The organism is Dietzia sp. SL131 (assembly GCF_026672565.1).
GTDB classification, from domain to species: Bacteria; Actinomycetota; Actinomycetes; order Mycobacteriales; family Mycobacteriaceae; genus Dietzia; species Dietzia kunjamensis.
Genome location: NZ_JAPPRI010000003.1, coordinates 3,216,503 through 3,235,931, shown reverse-complemented (window position 1 = coordinate 3,235,931; position 19,429 = coordinate 3,216,503). Strand labels below are relative to the sequence as shown.

The 19,429-nt window shown below is 70.8% G+C and carries 23 protein-coding genes; 9 read left to right on the top strand and 14 right to left on the bottom strand.

The features are described 5' to 3' along the window. Positions 1-45: 45 nt before the first annotated feature. A complete protein-coding gene (locus OVA21_RS16170; protein ID WP_268092852.1) occupies positions 46-237 on the bottom strand; it encodes a hypothetical protein in 192 nt (63 codons plus the stop codon). 116 nt (positions 238-353) lie between these two features. Here OVA21_RS16170 and OVA21_RS16165 point away from each other — a divergent pair, with 116 nt between their 5' ends. The 3 genes from OVA21_RS16165 (at position 354) to OVA21_RS16155 (ending at position 2,167) form a co-directional block, all read left to right on the top strand. Continuing rightward, positions 354-869 (top strand): MarR family winged helix-turn-helix transcriptional regulator, encoded by a 516-nt coding sequence (locus tag OVA21_RS16165; RefSeq protein ID WP_268092851.1) that lies wholly within the window; start codon positions 354-356, stop codon positions 867-869. Then, entirely contained in the window at positions 866-1,459 is a 594-nt protein-coding gene (locus OVA21_RS16160) for an SdpI family protein (protein WP_096906395.1), read from the top strand. Before OVA21_RS16165 ends, OVA21_RS16160 begins: the two co-directional genes overlap by 4 nt. 138 nt (positions 1,460-1,597) lie before the next feature. Continuing rightward, positions 1,598-2,167 carry a hemerythrin domain-containing protein gene (locus OVA21_RS16155; protein ID WP_268092850.1) on the top strand — a complete coding sequence of 190 codons (570 nt, stop codon included), beginning with the start codon at positions 1,598-1,600 and terminating at the stop codon, positions 2,165-2,167. A 59-nt stretch (positions 2,168-2,226) separates the two neighbouring features. Here OVA21_RS16155 and OVA21_RS16150 read toward each other — a convergent pair whose 3' ends face one another. Together OVA21_RS16150 and OVA21_RS16145 are read right to left on the bottom strand one after the other, a co-directional pair. Further along, positions 2,227-2,598 carry a DUF202 domain-containing protein gene (locus OVA21_RS16150; RefSeq protein ID WP_096906396.1) on the bottom strand — a complete coding sequence of 124 codons (372 nt, stop codon included), beginning with the start codon at positions 2,596-2,598 and terminating at the stop codon, positions 2,227-2,229. Beyond that, positions 2,595-2,996: a YidH family protein gene (locus OVA21_RS16145; RefSeq protein WP_268092849.1), complete on the bottom strand. Its 402-nt coding sequence runs from the start codon at positions 2,994-2,996 to the stop codon at positions 2,595-2,597. Before OVA21_RS16145 ends, OVA21_RS16150 begins: the two co-directional genes overlap by 4 nt. A gap of 68 nt (positions 2,997-3,064) precedes the next feature. On the opposite strand from OVA21_RS16145, the gene OVA21_RS16140 reads away from it, so the two are divergent. After that, positions 3,065-4,069 carry a bile acid:sodium symporter family protein gene (locus OVA21_RS16140; RefSeq protein WP_096906398.1) on the top strand — a complete coding sequence of 335 codons (1,005 nt, stop codon included), beginning with the start codon at positions 3,065-3,067 and terminating at the stop codon, positions 4,067-4,069. A gap of 33 nt (positions 4,070-4,102) precedes the next feature. Here OVA21_RS16140 and OVA21_RS16135 read toward each other — a convergent pair whose 3' ends face one another. From OVA21_RS16135 to OVA21_RS16125, 3 genes are all read right to left on the bottom strand, one after another. Then, a complete protein-coding gene (locus tag OVA21_RS16135; protein ID WP_268092848.1) occupies positions 4,103-4,675 on the bottom strand; it encodes a VanZ family protein in 573 nt (190 codons plus the stop codon). A gap of 84 nt (positions 4,676-4,759) precedes the next feature. Beyond that, positions 4,760-5,611 carry an alpha/beta fold hydrolase gene (locus tag OVA21_RS16130; protein ID WP_268092847.1) on the bottom strand — a complete coding sequence of 284 codons (852 nt, stop codon included), beginning with the start codon at positions 5,609-5,611 and terminating at the stop codon, positions 4,760-4,762. A 10-nt stretch (positions 5,612-5,621) separates the two neighbouring features. Then, positions 5,622-6,320, bottom strand: a complete 699-nt coding sequence (locus OVA21_RS16125; RefSeq protein ID WP_096906399.1) for a type 1 glutamine amidotransferase domain-containing protein — start codon at positions 6,318-6,320, stop codon at positions 5,622-5,624. A gap of 912 nt (positions 6,321-7,232) precedes the next feature. Here OVA21_RS16125 and OVA21_RS16120 point away from each other — a divergent pair. Beyond that, positions 7,233-7,562: a hypothetical protein gene (locus OVA21_RS16120; RefSeq protein ID WP_259820800.1), complete on the top strand. Its 330-nt coding sequence runs from the start codon at positions 7,233-7,235 to the stop codon at positions 7,560-7,562. Positions 7,563-7,682: 120 nt separating this feature from the next. Continuing rightward, complete coding sequence (locus OVA21_RS16115) at positions 7,683-8,240, top strand: GNAT family N-acetyltransferase (protein ID WP_096906401.1); 558 nt, start codon at positions 7,683-7,685, stop codon at positions 8,238-8,240. 53 nt (positions 8,241-8,293) lie between these two features. Here the strand turns inward: OVA21_RS16115 and OVA21_RS16110 are convergent, their stop codons facing one another. Continuing rightward, positions 8,294-8,746 (bottom strand): MarR family winged helix-turn-helix transcriptional regulator, encoded by a 453-nt coding sequence (locus OVA21_RS16110; RefSeq protein ID WP_235027764.1) that lies wholly within the window; start codon positions 8,744-8,746, stop codon positions 8,294-8,296. Between the two features lie 72 nt (positions 8,747-8,818). Between OVA21_RS16110 and OVA21_RS16105 the strand changes: the two genes are divergently transcribed. Then, on the top strand, positions 8,819-10,063 hold the full coding sequence (locus OVA21_RS16105; RefSeq protein ID WP_268092846.1) for a cytochrome P450: 1,245 nt from the start codon (positions 8,819-8,821) through the stop codon (positions 10,061-10,063). Positions 10,064-10,085: 22 nt separating this feature from the next. On the opposite strand, the gene OVA21_RS16100 is transcribed toward OVA21_RS16105, so the two are convergent. Both OVA21_RS16100 and OVA21_RS16095 read right to left on the bottom strand, forming a co-directional pair. Beyond that, positions 10,086-10,421, bottom strand: coding sequence for a branched-chain amino acid transporter permease (locus OVA21_RS16100; RefSeq protein WP_268092845.1), 336 nt, complete (start codon positions 10,419-10,421; stop codon positions 10,086-10,088). After that, positions 10,418-11,122: an AzlC family ABC transporter permease gene (locus OVA21_RS16095; protein WP_067720156.1), complete on the bottom strand. Its 705-nt coding sequence runs from the start codon at positions 11,120-11,122 to the stop codon at positions 10,418-10,420. Before OVA21_RS16095 ends, OVA21_RS16100 begins: the two co-directional genes overlap by 4 nt. 84 nt (positions 11,123-11,206) lie before the next feature. Here OVA21_RS16095 and OVA21_RS16090 point away from each other — a divergent pair, with 84 nt between their 5' ends. Then, on the top strand, positions 11,207-11,638 hold the full coding sequence (locus OVA21_RS16090) for a VOC family protein (RefSeq protein ID WP_268092844.1): 432 nt from the start codon (positions 11,207-11,209) through the stop codon (positions 11,636-11,638). A 243-nt stretch (positions 11,639-11,881) separates the two neighbouring features. Here OVA21_RS16090 and OVA21_RS16085 read toward each other — a convergent pair whose 3' ends face one another. Then, on the bottom strand, positions 11,882-13,138 hold the full coding sequence (locus OVA21_RS16085; protein WP_268092843.1) for an MFS transporter: 1,257 nt from the start codon (positions 13,136-13,138) through the stop codon (positions 11,882-11,884). Positions 13,139-13,214: 76 nt separating this feature from the next. Further along, on the bottom strand, positions 13,215-13,847 hold the full coding sequence (locus OVA21_RS16080; RefSeq protein ID WP_067720162.1) for a YqgE/AlgH family protein: 633 nt from the start codon (positions 13,845-13,847) through the stop codon (positions 13,215-13,217). 103 nt (positions 13,848-13,950) lie between these two features. On the opposite strand from OVA21_RS16080, the gene OVA21_RS16075 reads away from it, so the two are divergent. Further along, positions 13,951-15,372 carry an MFS transporter gene (locus OVA21_RS16075; protein ID WP_268092842.1) on the top strand — a complete coding sequence of 474 codons (1,422 nt, stop codon included), beginning with the start codon at positions 13,951-13,953 and terminating at the stop codon, positions 15,370-15,372. Here OVA21_RS16075 and OVA21_RS16070 read toward each other — a convergent pair. From OVA21_RS16070 to OVA21_RS16060, 3 genes are all read right to left on the bottom strand, one after another. Then, positions 15,292-16,443, bottom strand: coding sequence for a hypothetical protein (locus OVA21_RS16070; protein ID WP_268092841.1), 1,152 nt, complete (start codon positions 16,441-16,443; stop codon positions 15,292-15,294). The genes OVA21_RS16075 and OVA21_RS16070 overlap by 81 nt on opposite strands. 107 nt (positions 16,444-16,550) lie before the next feature. Beyond that, positions 16,551-17,834: a glycosyltransferase 87 family protein gene (locus OVA21_RS16065; RefSeq protein WP_069389325.1), complete on the bottom strand. Its 1,284-nt coding sequence runs from the start codon at positions 17,832-17,834 to the stop codon at positions 16,551-16,553. Then, positions 17,831-19,384 (bottom strand): CCA tRNA nucleotidyltransferase, encoded by a 1,554-nt coding sequence (locus OVA21_RS16060; RefSeq protein WP_069389326.1) that lies wholly within the window; start codon positions 19,382-19,384, stop codon positions 17,831-17,833. Before OVA21_RS16060 ends, OVA21_RS16065 begins: the two co-directional genes overlap by 4 nt. Positions 19,385-19,429 lie beyond the last annotated feature (45 nt).

Sequence of the window (19,429 nt, the reverse complement as noted above, 5' to 3'; positions counted from 1 at the left end):
GCGTCAGCGTGCGGGCACCGCCCCGTCGGCCGAGGGCGGGGCTGATCAGCCCCTGGCGGCGCGACGCCCGGCGATGAGGGCGTCGAGGCTGTAGCGTCCGGTGCCGACCAGACCGAACACGGCGACGGTCAGGCCGATCACGGCGACGAGCTCCCAGCCACCGTCGGCGGCGTAGATGCCGGCGGCCTTGTGGACGTAGGCGTAGGCACCGACCATGACGACGACGAGGACGGCCACCGCCTGGGTGAGTGGTGGCGGTCGTGGTCGGCATGCGACTCCCTCAGTAGATGATGTGACACACATTCCTTGCCGGGCCCTATGTGTTGTGTCAACTAACCGGGTACGCTGGGTGCATGGCTGAACAGGTTCCGGGTCAGGACGTGCGATGGTTGGACGACGAGGAGAAGGCGCTGTGGCGTGACTACCTCGCCATCCAGGGGCGCCTGCACCTGGAGATCCAGCGCGACCTCAAGACCTCGTCGAGCCTCACGGAGCCCGAGTTCGAGGTGTTGGTCTACCTCAGCGAGGCCGACGGCCCGCTGCGGATGACCGCGCTCGCCGACGCGTTGCAGTGGGAACGCAGCCGCCTGTCCCACCAGGTCACCCGGATGGTCAAGCGCGGACTCGTGGAGCGCACCAGCTGCCCCGACGACGGCCGCGGGGCGTTCGTGTCCACCACCGACGAGGGCATGGCCGAGATCGAGAAGGCCGCGACCGATCACGTCGCCACGGTGCGGCGGGAGTTCCTCGACCGCCTCAGCGCGAAGGACAAGCGCGAACTCGCCCGGCTGCTCGCCCTGGTCCGGGGTCCCGGCGGGGCTGAGGCGAATCGGAGATCCGACGTCGCGGGCGTACCCTCGGTGGCGTGAACGCAGTGCTCGTGGTGGTCATGGTGCTCCTCGTGGGGCTCGCCCTCGTGCTCGCGGGCACGGGTGTCGCGGCGCTCGTCGGCAGACTGCCCGGCAACGGCGTCCTGGGCGTACGCACCCCGGAGACCCGCCGCTCCCCCGAGGCCTGGGAGCTCGCCAACCGCGCCGCCGCACCCTCGTTCCTCGGCTCCGGTCTCGTCCTGTTGCTCGGTGCGCTCGCCCTGGGACTGATCGGCGGATGGGTCGGCGGCCTCGTCGTCGTCGTCTCCCTCGTCGCCTCCCTCGCCCTGCTCAGCGTCGCCGGCCTCGCCGGGGCACGCGCGGCGGCCAGATGGGACGCCACATCCGGCGACCAGGGCGGCTGTGGCTGCGGCCCCGACGGCTGCGGCGGCCACTCCGCCGGCGCACCCGACCCCGCCGCCTCCGACGCCTCCACCTGCGGTGACGCGGGCTCCTCCCCCGACGGCGCCGCCTCCTGCTCCCCCGCCGGCTCCACGCCCGGCGACCCCGCCGCCGACTGCGGCGTCACCGGCGGCTGCGGCACCTGCGTCCTGCAGGGCATGTGCGAGACGGAGAGCACGGGCCCCTGACCCGGCCGCGAGCCGGCCACTGAGCCCCCACCGAACCGGCCACCGGCTCGTCCCGTGGCAGTCGGTCCGGTGGCCGACGCGCAGGGTCGCCTCTACGGTCGAGAGGTCCACCCGTCTCACACCGCGAAGGAGAGCCTCATGGCCGACACCGCAGCCGCCGGGGACGTCGTCGACATCCTCACCGCCGACCACCGCGAGATGGTCGGACTCCTCGAGTTGATCGAGGACACCGCCGACCCGGAGGAGCGTCGCTCGCTGGCGGACTCCGCCATCGCCGAGGTCGTGCGCCACTCCGTGGCCGAGGAACTGTTCGTCTACCCCGTCTACGAGCGCGAGGTCCCGGACGGCGCGGACGAGGTCGAGCACGACAAGGAAGAGCACCAGGAACTCGAAGAGGTGATGAAGGAGCTCGAGGGCCTGGACGCCGGGAGCGCCGAGTTCATCGCCACCGTGAAGCGGTTCAAGGAACTCCTCGACCACCACGCCGACGACGAGGAGGCGGACCAGTTCCCCAAGATGCGGAAGCACATCTCCGCCGAGGACCTGGTCGACCTGGGCCGCAAGGTCGAGGCCGCCAAGAAGATCGCCCCCACCCGGCCGCATCCCGGTTCACCGCACTCCGAGCTGTTCCACATGACCCTGGGGCCCGGCGTCGGCATGGTCGACCGCCTCCGGGACGCCCTGAGCGGGCGGACCAAGAACACCTGAGATTCTCCGACCGGCATCGACGTTCGCCCGCCCGGGGCCGGGCCACGCGCTCTCAGCTGCTAGTTCGACAGGCTGACCAGCACGGCGACTAGGCCGCAGGTGGCCATCACGACGACCAACACCACCAGACCGACGTTGTGGGCCGCCCGGGTCTGCGGCACCTCGGCCCCGCGGACGAACCGCCCGACCCGCCGCTCGTGGTGGCGCTGCACCCGGAGCAGCGCCAGCAGCGGGACCACGGTGAGCAACGAGAACACCGACGCCCAGAACACCGACGTCTCCGCCACCAGCTTGGCGATGAGGATGATGTTCACGCCCACCACGGCCCACGTCCGGGCCCACGACAGGCTGGTGCGCTCGGCGGCCAGTCCCGCGTCGGGCGGCACCGCCCGCGGCTCCACGCCGATCCGCCGCTGCCGGGGCGTGCTCATGCGAAGGTGCCGCCCAGGATCGCCACGATGAGCAGGACCGCGCCGATCGAGATCCCCAGCACCAGCAGGATGGATGCCTGCGGCATGGGCAGCGGCCGCTGGTGACGCATCGAGGCCTCGATCCGGATCCACCGCCGGAACGCCACGATCGCGAGGACCGCCGCCAGCACCAGCAGGATGCAGGCCAGCGGCGTGCGGACGATCTCGGGGATCTCGTCCCCCGCGAAGGCCTCCATCGCCACCGCGCCCGCCGTCAACCCGAGGCTGGTGCGGATCCAGGCCAGGAACGTGCGCTCGTTGGCGAGCGTGAACCGGGGGTCCGGTTCCTCGCCGTCCAGCAACGCCCTGGGCCGCCACCCCTCCGGGGCCTGTCCGGTCTGTCCGGCCTGCCCGGTCATCGCCTGCGCTCCGTCATGGTGCCGAGCCTATCGGTCGGCCCCCGCCGCCCTGGTGGTGGAATAGGCGGATGGGCATTCTGCGTCGTCTCCGGATCGAGCCGTTCATCCTGGCGATCCTGGCGGCGGTGGTGGTCGCCGCGTTCCTGCCCGCCACCGGTGGCGCGGCCGACGCGCTCGACTGGGTGACGACGATCGGCATCGCCGTGCTGTTCTTCCTCTACGGCGCGCGCCTCGAGCCCCGGGAGCTGGTGGTCGGCCTCACGCACTGGCGGCTCCACTCGGTCGTGCTCGCCTCGACGTATCTCCTGTTCCCGCTCCTCGGTCTGCTCGGCCAGTGGCTCCTCACGCCCGTGCTCGGCGCCTCCCTGGCCGCCGGGTTCCTGTTCCTCACGCTGGTCCCGTCGACCGTCCAGTCGTCCATCACCTTCGTCGCGATCGCCCGCGGGCACGTCAGCGCGGCGGTGGTGTCGGCGTCGGTGTCCAACCTGCTGGGTGTGGTGATCACTCCCCTGCTGGTCTTCGCCCTGATGACCACCGACGGGTCCGTGGTCATCACGTGGGACTCGGTCGGCACGATCGCCCTGCAGCTGCTCCTGCCGTTCGTGGTGGGCCAGCTCCTGCGGACCTGGGTCCTGCCGGTCATCCGCAGGATCAAGCGGATCGCCCTGTTCGACAAGACCGTCATCGTGCTGGTGGTCTACGCGGCGTTCTCCGACGGGGTCGCCGACGGGATCTGGTCGACGATCGGCGTCGGCGAGTTGGCCTGGCTGATCGTCGCGTGCTGCGTGCTGCTCGCGGTGGTGCTGGGTCTGACCGAACTCGCCTCCCGGGCCCTGGGTTTCGAGGACCGGGACAAGCGCGTCGTGCAGTTCTGCGGGTCCAAGAAGTCGCTGGCCACGGGGTTGCCGATGGCGGCCGTGCTGTTCGTCGGCCAGCCGATCGGGCTCCTGGTCCTGCCGCTGATGCTGTTCCACCAGATCCAGTTGATCGTGTGCGCGTGGCTGGCCGGCCGGTACGGGCGGGCCGCAGACACTGGCACCGACGCCGACACCGACCGCGGCGCGGGAGCGTAGGAGGCTCCGGGGGCGTGACGAGCCCGCCGCGGGTCACCGCGCCGGCGGCCTGTCAGTCCCCAGCTCCACTACTGCGGCGGGGTCGCCCAGGCGCGGACCGAGGACGACAAGGACGGCGAACACCGCAGCGGTGGTGAGCGCGAGACCGATCCACAGTGGGTGGAGGCGCGGGCCGCAGGCGCGCGCTATGAGGGCGCCGACCAGCGCCCCGGCTGTGTTGAACAGCAGGTCCGTGACGTCGGAGTGTCCCAGGGCGAGGACGTACTGGAGGACCTCGACCGTCGCGCTGATCGCCGCTCCGGTGACGACGACGACGAGGACCGCCCTGGCCCGGCTCTCCAGCAGGATGTACAGGAGCACCCCGAGCGGCACGAAGAAGGCCAGGTTGCCGAGTGCGTCGAACAGTGGGCCGAACCAGGTCTGGGCGCCCCTGAACTGAGCGAACGGTACCCATTCGACCGAGCGGCCGCGCTGGGATTCCGGTCGCCACAGTAGCCCGATCACGAAGAAGGCCTTGAGCATGGTCAGCGCCACCACCACGGCGCCGTAGGCGACCACGGCGAGCGCGGCCCAGCCTCGGACCTTCGACTCTGACGGTTGCGTCACGGGCACAATCCTCACGCGGGCCCCGGCAGCGGAGGCGGTCCCGGGTCTGGCCGGGATCTCGGGCCCGGAGCGCCGTGGGCCCCGTCAGCCCCGGTGGGCGTCGAGGAATGCCCGGAGTGCCGCGGCGACCTCGGCCGGGCGTTCCTCCGGCGCGAAGTGGCCACAGTTCTCGATGAGATGCAGTTCGCTGCCGGGGATCGCGGCGTGGAGGCGGTGCGCCCAGTCGGTGACCTGCCAGGTGTCGTCGGCGCCCCAGACCAGCTGCACCGGGATCCGACCGAGCCTGTCCAGCTGGTCGGAGATCTCCAGCGTGTGGCGCGGGTCGTAGTGCGCGACCTGGTGCCGGAAGAAGCTCGGTTGGCCGATCGGCCCGCTGATGAGGTCGACATACACGTCGAGCGCGGCGGGGTCGAAGTTCGCCGGGTCGCTGTGCGTCGACAGCAGCCAGTCCCGGAAGTGGGCCCGGTGCTCGGCGTCCGGCGTGCGGGCCAGCTCGTCAAGCCCGTCGGCCATCTGTTCCCGGGTCCGCTCGGAGGGGTAGCTGTCGAAACTCACCACGTCGATGAGGGTCAGGGACCGCAGGCGCCCGGTCGACTGCACGCCGAAGCGTTGCGCGATCCCGCCGCCGATGTCGTGGGCCACCAGGTGGAACGCGTCGAGTCCCCACTCCCCCAACAGCCCCTCGAGGACGGCGACCTGCCCGGTGATCGACGTATCCACCCCCGGGTCCCGCGGCCGCTCCGACAGCCCGTATCCGAGGAGGTCGAAGACGTGGACGCGGTACCCGGCCCCGGTGAGGACGGGCACCACGTCGCGCCAGATGTACGACGACGAGGGCGTTCCGTGGAGACGGACGACGGGTTCGCCCTCGCCGTGCACGCCGAACGAGATCCGGTGGCCGTCGACGACGGCGTGCCGGTCGACGATGTGGCTCACCGGCACGGAGTCAGCCGAGGTCGGAGACGATCCGCTTGGCGAGCTCCTCCGAGGACTGGGGGTTCTGACCCGTGTACAGGTTGCGGTCCACCACCACGTGCGAGGCCCACGGCTCGGCGGCCGAGGAGTAGTCGGCGCCCAGCTCGACGAGCTTGTCCTCGAGCAGCCAGGGCGCCCCCTCGGCCAACCCGACCTGCTCCTCCTCGACGTTGGAGAACCCGGTCATCTTGTACCCGGCGAACGGCGAGGACGACGCGTCCTCCGAGGCCGCGAGCACGGCCGCGGGGGCGTGGCACAGCATGGCCAGCGGCTTCTCCGCGGTCACCCGCTCGGCGAGAATCGCACCGGAGGTCTTGTCCACGGCGAGGTCCTGCAGGGGACCGTGACCGCCCGGGTAGAACACGACGTCGAACTCGTTGTGATCGACGGAGGCCAGGTCGGCCGGGGAGTTCAGGACGGGCGCGAGCCGGTCGAGCGAGGCCTTCACCTTGTCCAGGGTCTCGGGGTCGCCGGCGCCTTCGCCGAGGCTGGCCTGGTCGACGGTGGGAGCACGCCCACCCGGGGTCGCGACGGTGACGGACCAGCCGGCGTCGGTGAACACCTCGTACGGGGCCACGAACTCCTCGGCCCAGAAACCGGTGGGATGCTCCGACCCGTCCTTGAGGGTCCAGTGGTCGGCTGCGGACATGATCATCAGTACGTTAGCCATGCCGCGACAGTACGGATCTCGGGGCGACTCGCAACTGGTCACGCGATATCCGTGCGGGTTACCTTCCGCTGTTATCTCGATCACTTATCAGAGTCTTCTCATACAATCGTGATGTCACCGCGATTCACTTACCGATCGCTGTTACCTGCGGGTTCACCTGAGGCCCCGAGTTAGGCGACATATCAGCAGACCACAGGATTATTCGCCAGTCGATCTCGTTAGTGAGGAAAACGTTGAGGCACCGCCGACACAGTCTTAATGTTCACGCCGCATGAGCTGAGGGGTTCAGCATCCGCCCGGACGACTGGCGCACGGGCACAAACTCGAGGAGGGGTGCCCATGCCTTCAACGCGCCCGCCATTCGCCCGATCCATGTCGCTCATGGTTCTCGCCGGACTGGCCCTGCTCGGGTTTTCGGCGGGAGCGGGAGCAGCTTGGCTCTCCGGGGGAACGGCGACAGCCACAGCGGCTGGGCCGGTGGCGTCCTCGGTGCAGCAGTCCGGTCTCACATCAGCCGCACCCTCCCCTACCTCGACGCAACCTTCGTCCTCCACCTCCGCGACCTCGACCGCGCCGGTGAGCAGCGAGCGCCTGCCTTCGTCGAGACGCGAGCCGTCGCCGGCCCGCCCGGCCGCCGCGCACGCGCCGGTCGTGCCAGCTCCGCCGCCGGTCGTCCGGGCGCCGGTGTTCCCCGCGCAGCCGGCCGCTCCGGCCCCGTACCGGCCCGCACCGGCGCCCGCTCCGGCTCCCGCGCCAGCGCCTGCACCAGCGCCACCGGCCCCCGAAACCATCACCATCGACCTCGGCGGACGCGGGGAGATCATCCCCCAGGCGCCAATCGCCCCCAGACAGCTCAACATCCCCTGACGCCGAACACGTCAGGTCCACCCACCAAGAGAAAGAAGATTACTCATGCTCGCAGCAGCCACCGCCATCTCTGGAATGATCATCTCCGCCCTGATGGCTCTCGGCCCCATCGCAGCACCTGTCGTCGGCGCCGCGATGGCGGCCGGCCCAGTCGCCACCGCTGGCACCGCAATCGCTGGCATGGTCGGCACTGGCGCTGCAGCAGGCGGTTCAGCCGCCCTGGGTGCAGGTGCAGGTGCCATCGGAGCCAATCCCCACGCCGCAGTCGGAGTGCAGAACGGAATCACCGATGCGCTCAACCAGGCGAAGGACGCCGCTGCCGGGTCCGTCAACGACCTGAACATCCCGGGTGTTCCGCACATCTCGTTCAACTGAATCGGTACGACAAGCGGTCAGCCGAACAGCGCAGGTTCCGCCCCACGCGTGGCTGATCTCCTCGCCGCCCTCCCCCCGCGAATGTTGGGTCTGGGAGGGCGGCGGTGCTTCAATAACCCGATGACCAGCGTGACCTACTTCCAGCAGACCGACGCCGACCACCTGCGTCCCGCTGGCCGTGCGGAGCTGACCATCTCCCGCGTCTTCCCCGCCGAGCCGTCGTTCAACTCGCGGATGTACCGCGAGATCGGCGGCGACTGGAACTGGATCGATCGGTTGGAGTGGGCAGAGGGCGACTGGGCTTCGTACTGCTCCGACCCGTGCGTCAGCACGTTGCGAGCGACCCGGGGCGGCGAGGTCGTCGGGTTCGCCGAACTCCGCATGAGCCCCTGCGACGAGACCACCGGCCCAGTCTTCAACAACTCCGGCGGCGTCGGGGACGACGGCGTCGACGTGGAGATCGTCTACTTCGGCCTGCTCCCCCGATTCGCCGGCCGCGGCCTGGGCGGATGGTTCCTCTCCGAGGTCTGCCGCATCGCCTGGAACGTGCCCGGGTGCCGCCGGGTGTGGCTGCACACCTGCGACGACGACTCCCCCGCCGCCGTCCCCAACTACCTCTCCCGCGGGTTCGTCGAGTACGCCCGCGCGGACACCGGCTGCGCTACCTGCTCCGCCTGATTCAACGGCCGATCTGATTCAACGGCCGGCGTGCCCCATCGGCCGAACTCGACTCACTGCTCGGGGAGCCGGCTCAGCGCCCGCCCGCTCATCCGGGAGACCAGCTTCTCGGACACCGCGCCGAACGCCTGCAGCTCGTCGTCGTCGAATCCTTCGAACAACCACTCGGCGAGTCCGACGCGCGCGGTCACCACCTCATCCACGATCCGGCGTGACTTCTCCGTCAGGTTGACCAACCGCACCCGCCGGTCGTCCGGTGGCATCGTGCGCTCCACGTGCCCGCTGGCCACGAGGCCGTCCACCAGCGCGGTCACCTGGCGCGGCGAGCAGTCGAGATACGTGGCGAGTTCCACCTGCTTGCACTCGCCCTGCAGACCCAGGACGAACAACAGCTCGAGCCGCGGCACCGTCAGGTCGTAGTTCGCCGCCGCGCGCGCGATCGATCCCGACATCTGCTCCGCCAACATCAGAGCGCGGTCGAGAATCTCACTCGAGGATAATGCCACGTGTATATAGTTACCACTATTCACGGTTTCATCCCCGCCGGACCCGGCGGGCGACCAGCCCCAGGAGACACCATGGACGTCACCATCCCGGCAGGCTTCGACTTCACCGACCCCGACCTGTTCGAGAAGCGGCTCCCCCACGACGAGTGGCGCAAGCTCCGGCAAACCAAACCGATCCACCGCGTCGACAAGCGCGCGGGCTCCGACGGGTTCGACGACGACCACTACTGGCTGGTCACCAAGCATGCCGACGTCAAGGAGATCTCGCGCCTGACCGGGGAGGTGTTCTCCGCCGGCGAGAACACGATGATCCCGCGGTTCGCCGAGGGAACCGACCGATCGATCATCGAGGCCCAGCGGTCGATGCTCGTCAACGAGGACGGCGAGATCCACAAGAAGCACCGGCGCATCATCTCCCGCGGGTTCACCCCCCGGGGCGTGGCCGGCATGCGCGACGAGCTCGCCGACCGGGCACGCAAGATCGTCACCGCCGCCGCCGAGTCGAACGCCGACGACTTCGTCACCGCCATCGCCTCCGAGCTGCCGCTCCAGGCGATCGCCGACCTACTGGGCGTGCCGCAAGAGGACCGCCACAAGATCTTCGAGTGGTCCAACATCATGACCAGCTACGACGCTGGCGGCGACCCTGACGCTCCCGCCATCGCGTCCATGGAGCTCATCGGGTACGCGAACGCCATGGCCGAGGACCGCGCCGCCAACCCGCGCGACGACATCGTGACCAAGCTCGTCCAGGCCGACGTCGACGGCGAACATCTCTCCGCCGAGGAGTTCGGTTGGTTCGTCACCCTCCTGGCCGTGGCCGGCAACGAGACCACCCGCAACGCCACCACCCACGGCATGGTCGCCATGCTCGAGCACCCCGAGCAGTGGGAACTGTTCAAGCGCGAGCGGCCCGAGACCGCCTACGACGAGATCCTGCGGTGGGCCTCGCCGATCACCCAGTTCCAGCGCACCGCCATGGAGGACACCGAGATCGGAGGCGTGTCGATCGCGAAGGGCGACCGCGTCCTGATCTGCTACGGCTCCGCGAACTTCGACGAGGAGGTCTTCGACGACCCCTTCAGCTTCAACATCCTGCGCGATCCGAACCCCCACGTCACCTTCGGCGGCCAGGGCCCGCACTACTGCCTCGGCGCCAACCTCGCGAAGATGCAGCTCGAGCTGATCTTCAACGCCGTCGCCGACTACTTCCCGGATCTGACCGCGCTCGGCGACCCCACGCGGCTCCGGTCGGGGTGGCTCAACGGCCTGACCGAGTGGAAGGTCGACCTGGGCACGTGCCCGGTGGTCCACTGAGCGGCAGGCGGGGCCGGCAGGCTCACACCATCATGGTCTGCAGCAGCATGTACGTCGCCGTCCCCAGCACGATGCTTACCGCGGCCCGTCGAAACGCGAGGTGCACAGCAAGAGTGAGCCCCAACGCGACGGCCGCCGGCACCCACGAGCCGAGCTCGGTGGTCGTGTCCCGCAGGGTGTAGACCACCAGCACGACCATCACGCCGGCGGGCATCGTGCGGCCGAGGTAGCGGACGACACCGGAATCGCGCAGCCGGGTCAGCGCCAGGAACGGGGCGGCCCGCAGCGCGAGCGTCACGAGGAACATCACGCCCAGCCCGGCGAGCAGGTAGGCGGTCCCGGGCACCGCGGCGGTCACGAGGCGTCCCGCCCGGCACGCACGGCCCAGGCATAGCGCAGCAACAGCACCACGACGAACGCGCACAGGCCCACGATGAGCATCTGACCGGGCGCGACCACCGCCGCGACCAGGCCGCAGACCAGGCCGATCACCGGCGCCGGCAGGTCTCCCGAGGAGCGCCACGCGTCCACGGCCAACACCGCGAACAGGGCGGTCAGCGCGAACTGCAGCCCGTCCAGTCCCTCGGGCAGCGCCGATCCCACGAGCGCACCGACGATGCCCGGCACCACCCACAGCGACTGGCAGGTGATCGCGATGGTCAGCGTCCGGGCGCCGGTCATCTCCACGCGCCGCTTGGTGGCGGTGATCGCGTACACCTCGTCGGTGAGGGCGTAGACGGCATAGAGTCGGCCGAGCCGAGAGCGGATGGATTCGATCGGGAAGCTCAGCCCGTAGAAGACGTGCCGGAAGTTCACCAGGAACGCCGCGGCGGCCAGCGAGTACAGGGGAGTGACCGCGGTGAGCAGGCCGATCGCGAGGAACTCCATGGAGCCGGCGTAGATGACGATGGAGAACACCGGTGCCCACCACCAGTCGAACCCGGCCTGCGTCATCAGCACCCCGAACGCCAGACCGAGCGGGACGAGTCCCAGCCCGACGGTCGAGCAGTCGGCAAGACCCTTGCGGATCTCTGCGCTGGTGGAGGGGGCGTGCGGCACGCCGGGCAGTCTAGCCAGCCACGATCTGGCATCACCCCCGTCGGAGCCCTTCCGCGCTCGCGCCGGTCGGCGCAGACTCGGGGCATGAGCGCACACCAGCCCGGGACCCAGCCCGCTCCCACCGTGTGGCACTGCTTCCGGTGCTCGGACGCCCACGCCGTCATCGACTGGTTGGTCGAGGCACTGGGTTTCGTCGAGACCGTCTCCCATGCCGAGGACGGCCGCATCGTGCACGCCGAACTGCTGTGGCCCGAGGGTGGCGGCATCATGCTCGGTGACCAACGGCCGGGGCCGGATGATCCCCATGCGATGCCGCCGGGAACCGGGTTGGCCTACGTGGTCACCGCCGACGCGGATGTCGTCTACGAGCGCGCCCGGGCGGCGGCCGCCGAGATCGTCATGGAGCTCCACGACACCGACTACGGGGATCACACCTTCTCCGCCCGCGACCCGGAGGGCAACGTGTGGTCGGTGGGGCAGTACCGAGGCGAACCATTTCCGGAACCGGCACCGTGACATAACCGGGGTCGGAACCACCAAGGACAACGCAGAACAACTCAGAACAACTACACACGAGGCTCTGAACTGCACCGACGCTATAAGCCAACATCCCTGGCAGGCCGAAGTTGTTTGCTAGTTGTTTCAATGACGCGTGCCGGTCGGAGTCCTGAACTGGGCTTTCGCTCCGGTCTTGTCGGTCGAGCCTGCGGCAGTTGTGCAGCCTGACCGGCTCACAAACAACTACCCACCAGCCCCTCGTCAGACCCGCACGACGTCTGCGCGCGGCACCAGCTGGATCGCCACCGCGGCGACCACCGCCGCGCCCGCGAACACCGGCCAGTAGCCGACCGCCTCGATCACGGCAGCGACCAGGGGAGTGGACGCCGCGATCGCCACGAACTGCGCGGTGTTCTGCACGCCCAGCGCGCGCCCGCTCCACCGCGGGCCGGCGTACTCGGCGACGGCGGTGAACGCCAGGCCGTTGTCGGACACCGAAAGGACGGTCGCGACCACGCCGAGCGTCACGGCCACCACCCCGGGGGCTCCCAGCGCCTCGGCCACAGCGAGGGCTGCCAGGCCGCCGGTGACCGAGATCGCCACAGCGCGAAGGGGTCTCATCCGCGACCCGACGCGGTCAGACACCGCGCCGGCCACGATCCTGGCGACCGCCCCGAGCACCTGACTCGCCGTCACCACGATTCCCGCGGAGACCGCCGACCAGCCGTGCCCCAGCACGAGCCACGCCAGCAGGAACGCCTGCAGCATGCCCTGCGGCAGGACGAGGAGCACCGACGCGCCGTGCACCCGGGCCAGGTAGTCCGAGCCGCGGTACGGCGACCCGTCCGCCGGGGGACGGGTCGCTGACGCCGTGCCGGTCACCCTGGGAACCGCGGCGCTCGGCGCCGACGGGGGAGCAGCCAGGTGGCCAGGCGGGTCGGTGACGACGACGAGGGCCGCGACCGCCGAGACCACGGCCATGACCAGGGGTACCGCGAAGGCCGCGGCCAATCCGTACGACTGCGCGAGCAGCGGCATGGTCATGGCCGCGACCGCGGATCCGGCGGGCTGCGACATCTGCCGGACTCCCATGGCGAGCCCGCGGCGGTGGGCCGGGAACCAGCTGACGACCAGCCGCCCGCTCGCGGAGTTCCCCGAGGCGGTGAAGGCGCCGGTGACCAGCAACAGGATCGCCAGCAACGTGAACGAGTCGACGAACAGTGCGGCTGCCAGGGCGAGCGCGGCACCGACCGAGCCGGAGACCAGGACCAGCTTCTCGCTCGTCCGGTCGACGAGCCAGCCCCAGGCGATCAGCGCCGTGGCCATGCCCACCAGCGGCATCGCGACCAGCACCCCGGCCCGCGAGAGCGACAGCCCCTCGACGGTCGTGAGGTGGGGGAGCAGGAAGCCCACGCCGACGACGAACGCCGAGCCCGACGCGGCGACGAACGTGGCGACCGTCAGCACCAGCCAGTGCCGCGGGGTCACCGCGGTCGACTCATGCTTCACCGTCTCCACCTGCACGAGCCTAGACTCGATCCCACAAACTAGAAACAGTCTCCCATATAATGAGACTCATCCGGGGCGCCGGCCGTCAGTTGACGTCCCCGTCCTGCAGGAAGGTGGCGTACAGCGGCAGCGGCATCTCCTGACGCCGCAGTACCGCACCCCACACGTCGACGCGGGCGGGGGCGAGCAGGTCGCTGGGCAGGCTGGGGGCGACGTACCAGTCGCCGCGGTCGAGTTCGTCCTGCAGCTGCCCGGGGGCCCAGCCGGTGTATCCAACGAACACCCGCATCCCTTCGACGTGGTCGCGCAGGAGATCGGGGTCGCTGTCCAGGTCCACCACGTGCACCCGGCCCTCGATCTGCTGGAGCCCGACGAACCGGTCACCGTCGACGCCGGAGCCGAGTACCACCAGTGCGATCCCGGTGTCGGGTTTGACGGGACCGCCGATGTGGAAGACGGACGGGGGAGCGCAGATCTCGGCCCAGGCGGGCAGGATCGACTCCACCTCGGTCTCGCTCGGGCGGGTGATGACGACGCCCAGGGAGCCCGAGTGGTCGTGCTCGATCATGTAGATGATCGCGCGCTGGAAGTTGGGATCGGGCATGTCGGGCGCCGCGATGAGCAGCGAACCGGCGACGGGGTCACGCTTGTCCATCGCGGAGTAGAGGCGGTCGCCGAACAGGCCGCCACCGCCCAGATCGTCCGGTCCCGTGTCCATGTCCCCATGATGCCCCCGTGGCCGACGACCCACACGCGCGTCCCCTCGATCGGGTCCCGCCGCGGTGGTCGCCGCTCGTGCGGCGAGCGCTACGGTGATTCGCGTGACCTCACTGTCCGCCGATCCGGTCGGCCCCCCGCGCGGACGACTGGCGGCCGCACTGCGGGAGTCGGACGGCCTCGGCCGGTTGTCCACGGCGCGCCTGGCCGCCCTGCTCAGTGAGGGGATCCATCAGGCCGCGCTGGGCGGAATCGTGCTGTTCAGCCCCGAGTCCGCGACGACGCCCGCCGCCATCGTCGGCGGGTTCGCCGTTATGCTGCTGCCGTACTCGGTCGTCGGACCCTTCGTCGCCGCCGCGCTCGACCGGTGGGATCGTCGGGTCGTCGTCGCGGTCGCGGCGCTGGTCAGGACGGTGGCCATCATCGCGACCATCGCGCTGGTCGCCGCCGGCGCCGTGCACACGGGGGCGGGCCTGCCGATGTTGTTCGCGCTCTCGCTCGTGGCCATCGGGCTGGGCCGCCTCATCAACACCGGCATGACCGCGGCCATGCCCAAGGTGGTGCCCGACCGGATCCTCGCCGGCGCCAACTCGGTTCTGGTCACCGTGGGGTCGATCATCACGGCCGTCGGCGCGGTCGCGGCGTTCGCCGTCCTGGCCGTCCTCGGCGCCGGGGACGCCGCGGTGTCGTGGACCCTCGTGCCGTCCGTGGTCGCCGCGCTGGTGGGGGTGTGGGCGATCCTGGCGCTGCCGCGCCGGCACCTGGGACCCGACGACGACGAGCTCAGCGCTGATCCCGGCCGGGGCGTGGCACTAGATGCGCTGTCCCTGTTCGCCGGTGGATTGGCCGAGGGCGTCCGGGCCGCCCGGTCCACGGCCCTCGTGTGGGTGTCGCTGACCGGCGTGACGCTCGGCCGGGCGGCGTTCGGGATCACCACGATGCTGGCGATCCTGCTACTGCGCGACGCCGAGTCCGGCGGCGTGGGCGGCCCTGTCGTGGCCGGGATGGGTGGATTCGGACTGATGTCGGCGGCGGTGGCCGCAGGAATGGGCCTGGCCGCCGTCGTCACCCCCTGGGCCATCGCCCGTCGGCGGCGGATCGTCGTCGTGGCATCGGGCGCGGTGCTGTCGGGGGTCGCGCAGCTCGCGGTCGGCCCGACCCTCGACCCGACGGCACTGGTCGTGGGCGCGGTGGCGATCGGTCTGGGCGCCCAGGTGGTCAAGCTCGTCGCGGACAACGCCATGCAGACCGACGTCCCCGACGCCCGCCGCGGCGGGGTCTTCGCACTGCAGGACGCGCTGTTCAACTCGGCGTTCGTCGTGGGGATGGTCGCGGTCCTGCCGTTGGTGCCCGCCGACGGACGGTCGGTGTCGTTGATGCTGGTCCCGGCCGCGCTGTACGCCGCCGCCGCGGTGATCGCGGCGTTCGTCGCCGCGCGCAGGCGGTCAGGAGCCGAGCCCGAGCGAACCCGCGGCGATCGAACCGCCACCGACCGAACCACCACCGACCAAGCCACCACCGACTGACCCTCCGCCCACAGAACCACCGCCCACAGAGCCCGCGGCGACCGAGCCACCACCGACTGACCCTCCGCCCACAGAACCACCGCCCACAGAACCACCGCCCACAGAGCCCGCGGCGACCGAACCGCCACCCACCGAGCCACCGCCGAGCGCGCCGGCGTCGATGACCCCCACGTCGAGCGATCCGGCAGCCGAGCCCGCGTCGATGTGCGGGAGCTCCAGGTGAGGCGGCTCGAAGGGCAGCGCGGCGTCGAGCCGCCCGTCGCCGTTCATGTCCGCCACGGACAGCATCCCGCTGCCCGTGTCGACGGTGATGGAGCCGTCGTCCTCGACGACCGGTTCCGCGGGTTCGGGAACGGTCCCGCCCTGCACCGGCGCGGGTTCCGGGGCCGGGGTGTGCGCGACGGGCGGGGGCGGCGGCACCGGATCGGGTTCCGTGACCGGGGGAGTGGACCACCTTGCCGAGTCCGCTGCAGCGGCCGACCCGTGGTGGATCGCGCCGATGGCATCCGACAGCAGGGCGCCCCAGTCCGGCAAGCCGCCCATCGCGTCCGACCCGGCGGCCAGCCCGTCCGCCCCCGCGGCCAGCGAACCGCCCATCAGCGCGCCCGCACCCTCGGCTCCTGCCAGCACCGATCCGGCCGCCAGGGAGCCGGCCCCGACGGACCCCGTGCCGAGGGAGCCGCCCCCCACCGACCCCGCGCCGACAGACCCACCGCCCGCCGAACCGGCGGCAACTGATCCACCACCCACCGAGCCACCGCCCACAGACCCGCCCGCGACAGACCCGCCGCCCACGGACCCCGCGGCGAGCGCGCCGGCTCCCCCGGCGTAGACGTTCCACACGCCGCGTCCGCCGTCATCGGCGTAGGCGGCCTGGGCGCCGGTGCCCACGTCGGTCACCACGCGATCGGCGGCGCCGTCGAGGTCCGAGTCCCACAGGGCGTCGTCGGCGTATCCGTCGCCGTCGAAGTCCAGCCACAGCGCGTCCGCGGCACCGGTTCCGAGGGTGAGGTCGGGCTCGCCCTGCCACTGCGTCGGGTCCCCGACGCCGTCTCCGAAAAAGTAGTCCATGGCCAGAATCGTGTCCCGGGAGCCCTGATCGGACCAGCCCCGATCCGCGATCTGTGGAGCGATGGTCCGTAATCCACAGATCGTCGTTCCGCCTTGACGGCGGGCGCTCAGCTGCTCGCGGTGGCCCTGACGAGCAACGCGGGTCGTTCGGGATCGCCGCCCAGGTCGCGACGCCCGAGTCGAGAGGCCCGGGCACCCACGACGACGAGGAAGACCGCCGCCCAGATCAGGTAGGCGTTGCCGACGAGGTGCTCCAGCGGGCCCCAGCCGAGTTCGCGGCCCTCGCTGTGCGGCACCCACCACTGCGGAGTGCCCAGGAAGATCACCACGCCGCTGCCGGCCAGGGTTAGCCAGCCGCGCTCGTCGTCGTCGCCGTCTCGTCCCGCGCGGTCGGCCCACACCAGGGTGAGCACGACCGCGGGCACCGCCCACACCCAGTGGTGTCCCCATGACACGGGCGAGCAGAACAACGCCACGTTGCCCACCGCGACCGCGGCGGCCACCTCGTGGCCGGACCGCAGCAACCGCCACGCCACCCACGCGATCCCCAGGCCGATCGCCGCGGACACCACGAACCACGCGACCGACGCGGCGGTGTCCTCGAAGCCGAGTCGGTGCACGAACCCGTTCACCGACTGGTTGGACGTGAACGCCAGACCGCCGATCCGGGCCGGGTCGCGGATGGCGAAGGTCCAGTAGCGGGCGGAGTCGTCCGGGGTGAGCAGGTGCCCGATCCCGGTGAACGCCAGCGCCGAGACGACCGCCGTGGCCAGCCCACGCCAGTCGCGCCGCAGCACGAAGTACAGCAGGAACACCGCCGGGGTGAGCTTGATGGCCATCGCCAACCCGGTGAGGGTGCCGCCCCACCAGCGGCCGCGGCCGCGGATCACGTCGACCAGCACCAGCGCCATGAGGAAGACGTTGACCTGCCCGAACCCGATCGTCTCGCGCACCGGGCCGAACCACAGTGCCACCGCCACGATGGCTGCCGTGAGCCACCACAACTCCCGCTGCGGGCGTTCGCACGTGCGCGTGAGCACCAGGTGCACGACATAGGCCAGCACCGCGATGGTCGCCAGCGTGATCAGCGCGGACGCGACCGCCAACGGCACCAGCGTGAGCAGTGAGAAGAGCTGCGCCGACAGCGGGGGATAGGTGAACGGCAGGTGGGCGCCCTGGGCGAGCTGCGGCAGCTCGCCGTAGAGGTCGCCACCGTCGCGGAACACCTGCCCGCCGACGCGGTAGACGTCGAGGTCGATGCGGTACGGCGGGGTCTGCTGCAGCCCCGGGATTCCGACGGTGTGCAGCAGCGTGCCGACGACGGCGAGGACGGCGACGACGACCCGCGCAGCGGCCGAACCGAGGTAGCGGTCGACCGCTCCGCCAATCATGCCGGGTCGCCGTTCTGCTCGGCGGAGCCCCCGGACCCGCCGTTCTGCTGCGGTTCGTTCTGTCCCGCCCACCAGCTCAGGAGCGCGGCCTCGGCCTCAGCCCGGTCGAGCGGGCCGCGGTCGAGGCGCAACTCCTTGAGATACGCCCACGCGCGACCGACATCGGGCCCCGGCTTGAGGTCGAGCAGCGTCATGATCTCGTTGCCGTCGAGGTCGGGGCGGACCCGCGCGAGGTCCTCCTTCTCCTCGATCTCGGCGATCCGCCGTTCCAGCGAGTCGTAGTTGGCCTGCAGCTTGGCCGCCCGCCGCTTGTTGCGGGTCGTGCAGTCCGCCCGGACCAGCCGGTGCAGGCGCGGGAGCAGGTGTCCGGCGTCGGAGACGTAGCGGCGCACCGCGGAATCCGTCCACTGACCCTCGCCGTACCCGTGGAAGCGCAGGTGGAGGAACACCAGGCCGGAGACGTCCTCGATCATCTGTTTGGAGTACTTGAGCGCACGCATGCGCTTGCGCACCATCTTCGCGCCGACCACCTCGTGGTGGTGGAAGGTCACGCCGCCGCCGGGCTTGGGCGCCCGTGTGGCGGGCTTGCCCACGTCGTGCAGCAACGCCGCCCAGCGGAGCACCAGGTCGGGCCCCTCGGGTTCGAGGTCGATGGCCTGCTTGAGCACCGTGAGCGAGTGCCAGTACACGTCCTTGTGCTGCATGTGCTCGTCGCGCTCGAGCTTCATGCCGGGCACCTCGGGCAACACCCGGTCGGCCAACCCGGCCTCGCACAGCATGTTGATGCCGTCGATCGGGTAGTCGCCGAGGATGGTCTTGTCGAGTTCGGTCCGCACCCGTTCGACGGTGATGCGGTCGATCTCCCCGGTCATCTCCGCCATCGCACGGAACACCCGCGGCGCGAGGGTGAACCCCAGCTGGGAGACGAACCGGCAGGCCCTCAGCATGCGCAGCGGGTCGTCGGAGAACGACTGCTCCGGTGCGGCCGGGGTGTCCAGGACGCCGGCGAGCAGGGCGTCCATCCCGTTCAGGGGGTCGACGAACTCCTGGCGCCCGTCCGGGTGCAGACGCACCGCCATGGCGTTGACCGTGAAGTCGCGCCGGATCAGGTCACCGTCGAGGGTGTCACCGAAGACGACCTCGGGGTTCCGGGTCACCCCGTCATAGGAGTCGGCACGGAACGTGGTGATCTCGATCTGCTGCTCGATCCCGCCACCGTCCCGCTTGACGGCCGACAGCGTGCCGAACTCGATCCCGGTGTCCCACACCGCGTCCGCGTAGTCGTCGAGGATGGCCCGCACCGTCTCGGGCCGGGCGTCCGTGGTGAAGTCCAGGTCGGTGCCCAGTCGGCCGAGCACGGCGTCGCGGACACTGCCACCCACCAGGTAGAGCTCGTGCCCGGCGCCACCGAACGCCGTCGCGAGTGGGGCCAGCACGTCGGCCAGGTCGTTCATCGTGGTCTGGGCGCCCGCGAGCAACCGGACCCGGCGCGCCTCGACCTCCGCCGGGTCGGGCCGGGAACCCGGTCCGTCCTGCAACGCCGAGAACACCGCGGCGTCGTGTCGATCGGAGGCGGATCGTTCGGCGGCGGCGCT